Source organism: Microvirga aerilata, from assembly GCF_016743775.1.
GTDB classification, from domain to species: Bacteria; Pseudomonadota; Alphaproteobacteria; order Rhizobiales; family Beijerinckiaceae; genus Microvirga; species Microvirga aerilata.
In genome coordinates, this window is record NZ_JAEQMY010000035.1 from 42,418 (window position 1) to 53,696 (window position 11,279).

Below are 11,279 nucleotides of genomic sequence, written 5' to 3' on the forward strand. Positions count from 1 at the left end.
AGTCCATCGTTTCCTTCGAGACGAAGGCCACCAAAGCCGAAGCTGGGATAGTCCAGGAGCGGTTGGTGTTCGACAGGCGGGCACGCAGGTCCTTCAGCCGTCTTCCCCACGACCTTAGTGGACACGCTCGGGCTGCACTTCTGCGATGAGGGAGCCCAGCGAGCGGCCTCGAAGAGCGCCATGAGCTCTGCATCTCCAATCGCCTCGTCGGTGAGGTCCCACGGTGACGAGCGGCTGAGAAAGAACGGCCCGGTATCGTGCTGGCCCATCCGTGGAGTCAGCGCCTTGCAAAGGCCGTCATCACAGAGCGATGGACGCAAGCCGGAGAAGCCATCGTCCACACTCTGATTGACCGATATGCGTTTGACATCCCCTGTGACACCACAGCTGCGGACCGGACAAGGAACGACGCTCACCTTGTTTTACCGGAACTTCAGGTGTACAATTTATGCAACAAACAGTGTATTGCCCTGCACGCGTCCCTCGCATGGCCTCCTGTTCCAGCTTTGTATACTGGTACTCTCGGACAATGCGTCCAGATAGTTGTTGTGCTTGTACTCGCTCGGTTGTTACGGCACTCAAGGCAGGGCCAGCATGGGCGCTCAGGACCATCCAACCATCTCACTGCCAACGGGAGGCGGTGCGCTGCGTGGCTTGGGAGAGAAGTTCTCGCCGGATCTGCACACCGGCACAGGCAACTTCTCGATTCCGCTTGCGCTGCCCAGCGGGCGCAATGGATTCCAGCCCCAGCTGAGTCTCGATTACAGCACCGGCAAGGGCAACGGCCCGTTCGGCCTCGGCTGGAGCTTGAGTGTTCCTGGAATAAGCCGAAAGACGTCCCACTCCATTCCACAGTACAATGATTACGACGGAAACGATCGCACTTCGAATGCCGTCGGCGACGTGTTCGTCCTGAGTGGGGCCGAGGACCTCGTTCCAGTGGCATCCGTGGTTGGGGGGGCGACACAGTACCGCCCGCGCACGGAAGGCCTGTTTGCACTTATTCTTCGCCACCGCGATGCCGCGAGCGACTACTGGGAGGTGCGCAGCAAAGACGGCGTCGTCAGCTTCTACGGAACGCCGGCCCGGCTGGGATCGGACCAGGCCGTCATTGCCGATCCCGCCAATCGCCGCAAGTGTTTCTCGTGGCATTTGACCAGCACGGAGGACCCGTTCCGCAACCGCATCGAGTACGAGTACGAGCGCGACAGCGTGGCAGAGGGCCCGCGTCACTGGGATCAGCTCTACCTTAAAACAATCCGCTATGGTGACTACACCGACCAAGGCGAGACGATGTTCCTCGTGTCGGTCACATTCGAGTACGAGGAGCGGCCGCAGGACTCGTTTTCGCACTACCGGGCAGGGTTCGAGATCCGCACCCGCAAGCGTTGTCGACGGATCGTTGTCCGCACCCACGCCGGCAGCGACCGTCTCGTGCGCACCGTCGAGCTGCGCTATGCCGATCAGGACGCCGCGCGGCCCGACTCTGCCCCTGCGAACGGCGTTTCACTGCTGTCGACCATCACCGTCACCGGTCACGATGGGAACGAAACCCAGTCCCTCCCGCCGCTCGGGCTGCGCTACTCCCGCTTCGAGCCGGAGAGGCGGGACTTCTTTCCTCTCGGGGGCAAGCAACTCCCGGGACGCTCGCTGACACACGCCGACATGGCGCTGGTCGATCTCTTCGGCCAAGGTCTGCCGGACATTCTGGAAATGAACGGCGCAACGCGCTACTGGCGCAACCTCGGCGGTATGTTCGATGTGCCCCGCACGATGAGGGACGCCCCCGCCGGCCTGACGCTGGGCAATCCCGGCGTGCAGATCGTCGATGCGGACGGAGATGGCCGGACGGATTTGCTCGTCACCCGAGAGCCTCTGTCCGGCTACTTCCCACTGCGTTTCGGAGGCATGTGGGATCAGCGTTCCTTCCGCCGCTATCGGCATGCTCCGACTTTCAATCTTGATGATCCGGAAGTGCGGCTCGTCGACCTGAACGGCGACGGCATCGTAGATGCCGTCAAGTTCGGGGCGCGCCTTGAATGCTTTTTCAACCATCCCGACAAGGGCTGGCACGGCACACGGCAAGTTCCGCGGAAGGCTCTCGATGATTTCCCGGATATCACCTTGTCCGACCCCCGCGTGCGTTGGGCCGATATGTCTGGTGACGGTTTGCAGGACATCGTGCTTGTCCACCACGGGAGCATCGAATACTGGCCAAACCTCGGCTATGGCAACTGGGGCAAGCGTATTCGGATGGAGGGCAGCCCAAGCTTTCCGTTCCACTATCAACCCCGTCGGATCCTGCTGGGAGATATCGACGGTGATGGTCTCGCTGATCTTGTGTATGTTGACGCGAGCAGTGTGACCCTGTGGGTCAACCGCAGCGGCAACAGCTGGAGCAATCCGATCACGATCACCGGAACGCCGGCCCTGTCCGATGCCGACACGGTGCGACTGGTTGATGTTGTGGGGACCGGGGTTGCAGGCCTGCTCTGGAGCCGGGACTTCGCCGTTGATAGCCCCAATCAGCTTTTGTATCTGGACTTCATTGGCGGGCACAAGCCGTACCTGCTGAACGAGATCGACAACCACATTGGCGCCACAACAAAGATCGAGTACTCCCCATCCACCCGCTTCTTTCTGGAGGACGAGAAACGGCCTGAAACTCGCTGGGTGACGACGCTTCCGTTTCCGGTTCAAGTCGTCGCTCGCATGGAAGTCTTGGATGCCCTCTCGGGGGGCAAACTCACCACGGCATACCGGTATCACAACGGCTATTGGGACGGGGCCGAACGTGACTTCCACGGGTTTGCGATGGTCGAACAGATCGACTCGGAGTCCTTCGATCGTTACAACAGCGCAGGCCTGCACGGTGCGCAGGCGGCCTATGTCGGGGTGGAACGCCGTCATTTTTCTCCACCGACGCTGACCCGTACGTGGTTTCACCAAGGTGCCGTGGGCGATGAGCTGGGGGAATGGCAGGAGTCGGACTGGTCGGATCAGTATTGGGCTGGCGACCCGTCCATCCTCGGCCATACCCAAGGCGTGAATCAGTTCCTCGGGGGGCTTCCGAGTGCCCCCAATTCACGCCGCATGAAGCGGGATGCGTTGCGCGCGCTGCGAGGCTGTGTATTGCGTTCGGAGTTGTACGCGCTCGACGGTTCACCGCGTGCGGACCGTCCCTACAACGTGAGCGAGTACGCCTACGGTCTGCGCGAGGAAGCCAAGCCGCAGACCGCAAGCGAGCGTCCCCGAATCTTCTTTCCGCATACCGTAGGTCTGCGTACCACCCAATGGGAGCGCGGTACCGATCCGATGACGGCCTTCACCTTTACTGAAGACTATGATGCGTTCGGACAGCCCCGCGTGCAGATTGAGATCGCTTGTCCCCGCGGATGGCGCGCCGAGCAGGACCGGCCGAGCGAGGGCTACCTCGCCACCCGCACTGTTACGTCGTACGCGACACCCATTGATGCGGGGATCTACATCCACAATCGCGTCAGCCAGTCCGTTGGTCACGCGATCACCCATACGTCCGGCAGAACTGTCGCGGAAGTCCGCAGTCGCGCCGTCACGGGCATTGGGTTGGAATTGATGGCGCACGCGCTGCAGTTCTATGACGGCGCTGAGTTCGAGGGCGAGGCGTGCGGGCAGGTCGGGCAGTTCGGGGCTTTGGTTCGGACAGAGTCTTTGGCCATGACCGAGCCACAGCTCGATGAGGCGTATAACGTGCGTCGGCCGCCGTACTTCGCTCCGCAGGACAACACTTCGTGGCCTGTAGACTACCCAGCTGAATTTATTGCCCTCCTCAAGCCGCATGCGGGCTATATCTGGCGCTCAGCGCCCCCCTGGACGCCAGGTTTCTATGTGGCGTCCTTGCGACGGGCCTACGACTTCCAACGGCCCGGCAGCCGCAGAGGGCTGATTGTGGTGACACGCGATGCGCTCGGCCATGACACTGCGGCTGCCTACGACGTGCCTTACCTGATCCTACCGACCACGATCACGGACGCCGTCGGCTTGCAGACGGCCGCCGTTCACGATTATCGTCTCCTGCAGCCCAAGCGGGTTGTCGACCCGAACGGCCATGCCACCCAGTGCTCCCTCACTCCTCTGGGGCTTTTGAAGGAGTTGTTTGTGCATGGGCGAGATGGCGAGGGTGACTCCACCAGGCCGAGCTTGTCCATCGAATACGGGCTCCATGCTTTCGAGCACAGCGCCCCTGGGAACCCGAAGCCCATCTTTACGCACACGCGGCGCCGTGTTCATCACGAGACGGACACCGATGTACCTCAGTCTGAACGCGACATCGTTCTGGAGAGCTATGAATACTCTGACGGATTCGGACGTATCATGCAGGTCCGGAGCCAAGCCGACGACCTGCTCTACGGTGATGCACCGTTCGGAGCAGGAAACCTTTCCGGCGATCAGACGGTCGCGCCTTGGGATTTGGCAGGTCGATCCCGCGCTGCAGCCGACCCGCCGAACGTGCTTGTCAGCGGGGCTCAGGTCTACGATAACAAGGGGCGACCTGTCGAAAGGTACGAGCCTTTCTACTCCACAGGGTGGCAGTTTGTTCCGCCGGACGCGGAGTCCGTCCGCCTCGGCCACATCGTGTTCAACAACCGATGCACAACGTACTACGACGCCATCGGCCGCGCCGTCCAAATGATCAATCCGGATGGCTCCGAACAGCGTGTGGTGACCGGCGTACCCGGCTCGATCGCCGCACCAAATCTAAATGATCCGGACGATTTCGAGCCCACGCCATGGGAGGCTTATTCTTACGACGCGAACGACAACGCTGGTCGTACCCATCCGACTACGTCATTGGGCTATAGGCACCACTGGAACACGCCCTCGAGCGTACTCATTGATAGCCTTGGGCGCACGGTCGAAACAGTGGCGCGCCACAGAAGATCCAATGGGGCTCCTGTGGAGGAGCTGCGTACGACATCAACCTATGACGTCCGTGGCAACGTGCTCTCGATCACGGACACGTTGGGACGCCGTGCGGTCCACTACCTGTACGATTACGCCAACCGACGTCTTCGATTGGCGAGCCCGGATGCCGGCATTCGCATGACTGTATACGACGCCGCCGGTCAGAAGATCGAGTACAATGATGCGAGAGGCGCTCGAACCTTTGTTGCGTATGATCGCATGAACCGAGAGAGCCGTGTCTGGGCACGCGACAGCCAAGAACAGCAGCTGACGCTGCGGGTGAGAACCGAATACGGTGACGGCGGCACTCCGGCTCAGCCGGCGGTCGAGCGCGCGGCGCAGCGCGATGCAAACCGCCTGGGCAAGGTGTTCCGGCAATACGATGAAGCAGGACTGCTGACGTTCAGGTTGTACGACTTCAAGGGTCAGGTTCTCGACAAATCACGCCAGGTCATCCGAGACGAGGTCATGCTGGTGGCATTCTCGGCGCCGCCGGCGGACTGGCACGTGCCTGCGTTCCGGTCAAACTGGCAGCCACCATCGGGGATAAAATTCGAGACGTATGCCGCCGCGCAGTTGGACCCGACCCAGTACGAAACCTCGGCCACACACGACGCATTGGGGCGCGTTAAGAGCCTCGTATATCCGAGGGACGTCGAGGGTCGCCGGCGCACCCTCGTTCCACGCTACAACCGCGCTGGTGCAATTGAGAAAATCACCCTGGACGGTCAGGTCTATGTCGAGTTCGCCGCTTATAACAACAAAGGTCAGCGTTTAGCGGTCGTCTATGGTAACGGTCTGCTCACCACCTATGCTCACGATCCCCATACATCCCGGCTGAAACGCTGCTGGACCGGGCGCTATCAGCGTTTAGCCGGACCGGCGCCCATATGGCGGCCGATCGATGTCGCCGAACCCGTGCAAGATCTCGCCTATGAGCACGACCTTGTGGGCAACGTCATCCGGATTTCTGATCGGACCCCGGGCTCCGGCGTAATCGATACGCTCGACGGTCCGGATGCTCTCCACCGCCTCTTCGAGTATGATTCTGTCTATCGCCTCGTCCGGGCCACCGGGCGCGAGAGCACCAGCATTGGGGCACCGCGGCCATGGGCGGATAATCCGTGGGGCGGGTTCAACTCCGGCGGGCATGGGACACCGGGGCAGAACAATGCGCCGCAACTCACACGCGCATACGCGGAGGAATATCGCTACGATCCATCTGGAAATCTTGTCTCGTTGCGACATAGTGCCGGGACCAGTACCTGGGTGCGCCGCTTCGGCATAGCTGGCTTTGGTCCCGCGCAATGGCAGCAACAATGGGCCAGTCACTTCGCCACGGGGGAGGCCTGGGAAAATGCTACAGGCGATCGTCTCACCCACGCGATTGATCCGCCGGTGTCGCTCCCGCAAACCCATTTCTTCGATGTGGGCGGCAATCTGGTCGAAGAAACAACGGCTCGCCATTTTGAATGGGATCACGACGATCGCCTGAAAGCTTTCCGCGTGCAGTCGGGCACCGGCGAACCCAGCCTACACACCCAGTACCTGTACGACGTCTCTGGCCAGCGTGTGAAGAAGCTGACGCGCCGGCAGGGCGGGACAGTCTCAACCACCACTTATATCGGTGGGATCATCGAATATCACCGCCGTATCAGCGGGACTACCATTCACGAGAACAACTCGCTTCACATTCTCGAGGCTCAGAAGCGCGTGGCTGTCATTCGCATCGGCAGTCCATTTCCCGATGATGCCTCTCCGGCCGTCATCTTCCATCTCGGTGACCTGCGCAGTGCAAATGTTGCGGTCGATACAACCGGCGCATGGGTGAACCGAGAAGAATACACGCCTTTCGGAGAGACGACGTTCGGCGGCTTCGCACGCAAGCGCTTTCGTTACTGTGGCAAAGAGCGCGACGAAGAAAGCGGGCTCACCTACCATGGCCTCCGTTACTACGCCCCCTGGCTGTGCCGTTGGATCAGCTGCGACCCTTTGTCGATCGTCGACGGGCTGAACTTGTATGCGTATGTATCCAATAATCCGGTCACCCTGCAGGACGCGCAGGGCACTCAAGCGCACTCTGACGACGAGCTCGATGCTGGAGCGACATCCTCCGCCCAGCGGCAGGAAGGACTGCATCTGGAGACGCAGCAAAGTGCGGCAGAAAACAATGCGCGGCTCAAGCCCGGGGGAGCGGCCGAACCCGAGAAGGCATCGGCAGGTCTTGCGGAGTATGACACCAACAAGCACGCCGATGCCTATGCGGCTAAGGAATCAAAGAAGGGCATCCAAGCAGGCGCCGTAAAATTTGTGGCTCATACCGTTGACGCTGCAATGACCATCTCCGGTGGAAAGCTGGTGCTGAAGCTGCGCGGTGTGAACCCAAATCTGTATTCCGACGCGATCATGAGCCTTGCGCCCGAAACGGACACTGAGTTGTCCCAGAATGTTGCCAGCGCTACAGAAGGGGGTTTGATGGTCCTCACGATGGCCGGTTCCCATGTGACTGCCGAGATGCGGGCCGCCGCCCGCCTGCGTCAGGCGATGACCAGCGGGCTGAAGGTCGATCCCTTCGCGATGCGGAGCAGTGCCCCTGCGGTGTCTGAGGCCGAGAGCCTTGCGGCCGTCAGCGCCGAATCGAGCCCCGGAACCCGCATCTGGGTCGTCGGCCCGGAGGGGGCCAAGTCAACCCGGGTGATCCGCTTCAACGGGAACCGCATTACATACGACACGGCTGCTCCGGCAGGAAGCAAGGCGCGCCAAGACATGGAAGTCATCATGAACAACACAGGCACCAAGGCGGACTGGTGGAGCGGAACCCATGGCACCCCTGCGGGTGAGTTTGGGCCGGGGCATTATGAATACCAGTTTTTCCGCCAGGATAGGGCTGTGGGCCCATTCCGCGGTTTCGACGTCAGGAACGTATATGGGCAGCCGCGATCCCTCGTCTTGGCTCCACCGCAGCGCCCGACCGTCTACTCCTGGTGTTACAGCAGCGCGTGCTTCCAACTCCAGCCGCCGAACTGGCTTGCTCCTCCCAGGTTATTGCCACCGTAGCTCTGGTGGAGACCAGCACGTCTGCCTAGAGCATCGGACGCTTACACGGACGCATATCCTGCGGCCCTGAGATAGTTCCAGCATTCGTCTGGCTCGAACAAGTTGCAGATGTCGCCGAGCGCTCGCCAGAGTGCATCCAAAGTTCGGGCTTCGGCCTTGCGCAGGTGCGCCTTGATCTTGGCAAAGGCCTGCTCAAGTTTCTTCCTACTGTCGCGTGAACGCTCTAGGGCAGGTTTCTTCGCGCTCGCCGGAGGCACATCCCACGCGACCCTATCCTCATCGCCGACTCAGCGATGCTCCGCAGCAGGGGGTGCGCTAGAGCATCGGACGGTTAAACGGACGCATATCCGGCGGCCCTGAGGAAGTTCCAGCATTCGTGCGGCTCAAACAAGTTGCAGATGTCGCCGAGCGCTCGCCAGAGCGCGTCGAACGTTCGGGCCTCGGCCTTACGCAAGTGCGCCTTGATCTTGGCGAAGGCCTGTTCAATGGGATTAAGATCGGGCGAATAAGCAGGCAGAAACAGAAACCAAGCACCTCGCCGTTTCAAACACTGCGCGGCCTTCCCGCTCTTGTGAACCGCCAGATTATCGAGGATCACCACGTCGCCTGTGTGCAGCGTCGGCGCGAGCTGCGTCTCGATGTAAGCCTCGAACGCCAACCGGGTGATCGGGCCATCAATGACCCACGGTGCACACAGCTCATGGCACCGTAGCCCTGCGATGAACGTGTGAGTTTTCCAGTGTCCAAAGGGGGCGCTCATGCGCAGGCGCTGGCCTTTGCGAGAGCGCCCACGCAGGCGCGTCATCTTGGTGTTGACGTACGTCTCATCGAGAAAGATCAAGCGGTGCGGCTGCTCGCGCATGCGGGCTTGGCGTTGTGTCCGCCAGACTCGGCGCTCATCCCGCACGTCGGCGCGTGCGCACTCCGCCGCCATCAGGGCTTTTTTTATAGCTGAAGCCGCACCGGCACAGGAAGCGCGAAAGCATCGCCGGGGCCGCAACGATCCCATGCTCAGCCAGCAGCCTTGCGGCGAGTTCTGGCATGGTGATGGCCGGCTCGGCCTCGACCGTCTGGATCAGGAAGGTCTCGTAAGGCACCAGCTTGCCGCCTCCGGGCGGGCGGCCTTGCCGAGCTGGTGCCGGCGAGCCGGTGTCCCGCGTTCGCCGCACCAGCTTGATAGCGAAGCTCTCGCTGACGTCAAAGTGCTCGGCGGCCGCCCGGCAGGAATGGCCCGCCTCGACAAAGGTGGCGACCCGCACCCGAAGATCGAGAGAATAGCAATGACCCATGATCCACCTCCCGTTCCAGCGAGTGAATCACAGATCGCACCGGGCCAAAACCCTGGGAGTCGGATTTCCAGTCCGGTGCTCTAAGGAACGCGATTAACGTATGAGGTGACATGCGTGCCGTACCAAATCGGGGCATTGGGAGGTCATACATCGGGATAGTGCGCTTGGCTATGTTGACCATGCAGAGCCGCTTGATAGCATCTATCAAGATCGGAGCTGCCCCAAAATGGGAAACCGGAGCTTCTACGATACAAATTTCGAGGGCGCTCAGTCAGTTCAGATCCGCTTCCCTGGGCACTCTGGGTTATATCGGATCCACCAGTTTGAGGCTATGCTCCGCACAAGTGGGCTTGCTCGAAAGGTTCTGAGCGAAGGGGCTGAACTCCATTCGCCAGATGACGTTCCAGATCCACCAACTGCGTCCTTGAAACTGACGGCCCCAAGTGAGGGCGTTGTGCAGCAGGTAACAGTAACGGCTAAATCTCACCGAAGCCTTCAGGCGATAAGGCTTTACTTAGATGGGCGCTTGATCGAGACCCGTTTCATCGTAGGACAGACAGCAGAGGCCACTTTCCCAGTTGCGAATCTTGGGAAGGGCCATTGGATCACCGCTGTTGCTGTTGACTCCGCTGGGCTATTAAGCCTAGCGGCCGGAGTGCAGACTGAAGGGCGCATCAAGCCCTTTGGAACGCTACGGGCCATCTTGCTTGGGGTTCAGGCCTATAAGGATCCTGAACTGCCCCCTTTAAGCGCTGCGACCAGGGACGCCGAAAGGCTTGCAGGTGCCCTGAAATCAATCGCCGGCAGGTTCATCGCCAAGGTCGAGACGCAGGTCTTACCGGAAGCGTCAACGCCCGGGTTGGTCTTCGACAAAATCCGGGAGGCGGCGCACGCCACCGGCCCTGAAGACCGGCTGCTCCTGTTCTATGCAGGCCATGGTGTTGTAAACCGCCGTGGGGCCACAGCGGATCAGCAGTTTATGCTGACCTTCATCGGGACCAAAGCGAACGACCTTACACACACAGCGATGAGATGGTCAGAGATGACGGACGCTCTAGCAGAATCCCGCGGACCAATAGTCGTGCTCCTAGATGCCTGCCACTCCGGGCTAGCCGGCAGTGAGGCTCTCGCCACGAATGACGATCTGGCGTCGGCGCTCTTCACCCGGCGAGGCGGCGCCACTCTCATTCTTGCTGGCTCCAAGGGCAGGCAAGCCAGTCTGGAGGACCAGACTGCAAGGACAGGACTGTTTACAAGTGCCGTTGTGAAAGCCATTCGCAGCGGAGCACAAAAAGGTCCACTCAACCTTGGCGAGCTTTACGGAGTGGTGAAGAGTAAAGTTGTTGAAACGAGCTCTGGGCGACAGACACCGTGGCTCGTTCGCAATAACCTAATCGGTGAAATCCCGTTGTTCTAAACGGGTGCGGGTTCGGTCAAGACGTCTAACCGCAGCAACGCTCGAGCCAGGGCGCTGGCGGCACTAATCAGGCCATCGCATCTCCTCTGCATGTCCGGTAGCCACGAGCACGCGGACCAATGCGCAATGGCGAGAAGTGCCCGTAGTATCGATCTGGCTGCTGGCGGTTCGGCGTGATCCGAATACTACTGGATCGATCTTGGGTTCGGCAGGAGGCCGAAGAAGTCCTGTGCTGGTCCGACATTGCCGAGCACCCGGCGCGGCGCCCAGTCCGGCGTGCCCTCCCGCCAGCCACGGTGCTCGTAGTAGAACAGCGCCCCATCTTCAGCCAGGGCGTAGATCGCGCCCTCGCCAGTTCCCACCACCCGCTTGAACTGCCCCCAGCCGCTGCCGACCTCCCGCGGACCCGTCCAGGACGGCTCTCCATTCCAGTAGCCCTGGTGACGAAGCCAGATCAGCTTGCCGTCAGGCTGGATCCGGTAGATCACTCCTGCGCCGCCGGAGAACGCCGCTGCCAACTGGCCCCAGCCTGTGTCCACCACCCGCTGCGGTTCCCAGTCCGCCGGCAGCCG

General features: G+C 61.0%; 4 protein-coding genes. 2 read left to right on the forward strand and 2 right to left on the reverse strand.

What is annotated here, in order from left to right; genetic code table 11:
• Window positions 1–594: 594 nt before the first annotated feature.
• Window positions 595–8,001 (forward strand): SpvB/TcaC N-terminal domain-containing protein, encoded by a 7,407-nt coding sequence (locus JKG68_RS19655; protein WP_202062930.1) that lies wholly within the window; start codon window positions 595–597, stop codon window positions 7,999–8,001.
• 331 nt (window positions 8,002–8,332) lie between these two features.
• Here JKG68_RS19655 and JKG68_RS19660 read toward each other — a convergent pair.
• Window positions 8,333–9,290, reverse strand: a protein-coding gene (locus JKG68_RS19660) for an IS630 family transposase (protein ID WP_281399162.1) whose coding sequence is annotated in 2 segments (ribosomal slippage) — window positions 8,333–8,938 and window positions 8,940–9,290 — 957 coding nt in all. Because the reading frame shifts where the segments join, the coding sequence is not laid out codon by codon here.
• A gap of 526 nt (window positions 9,291–9,816) precedes the next feature.
• Here JKG68_RS19660 and JKG68_RS19665 point away from each other — a divergent pair.
• Complete coding sequence (locus JKG68_RS19665) at window positions 9,817–10,707, forward strand: caspase family protein (protein ID WP_202062932.1); 891 nt, start codon at window positions 9,817–9,819, stop codon at window positions 10,705–10,707.
• 185 nt (window positions 10,708–10,892) lie between these two features.
• Here the strand turns inward: JKG68_RS19665 and JKG68_RS19670 are convergent.
• Window positions 10,893–11,279 (reverse strand): tachylectin-related carbohydrate-binding protein (locus JKG68_RS19670; RefSeq protein ID WP_202062934.1); only part of this gene is annotated, 387 nt, incomplete at its 5' end.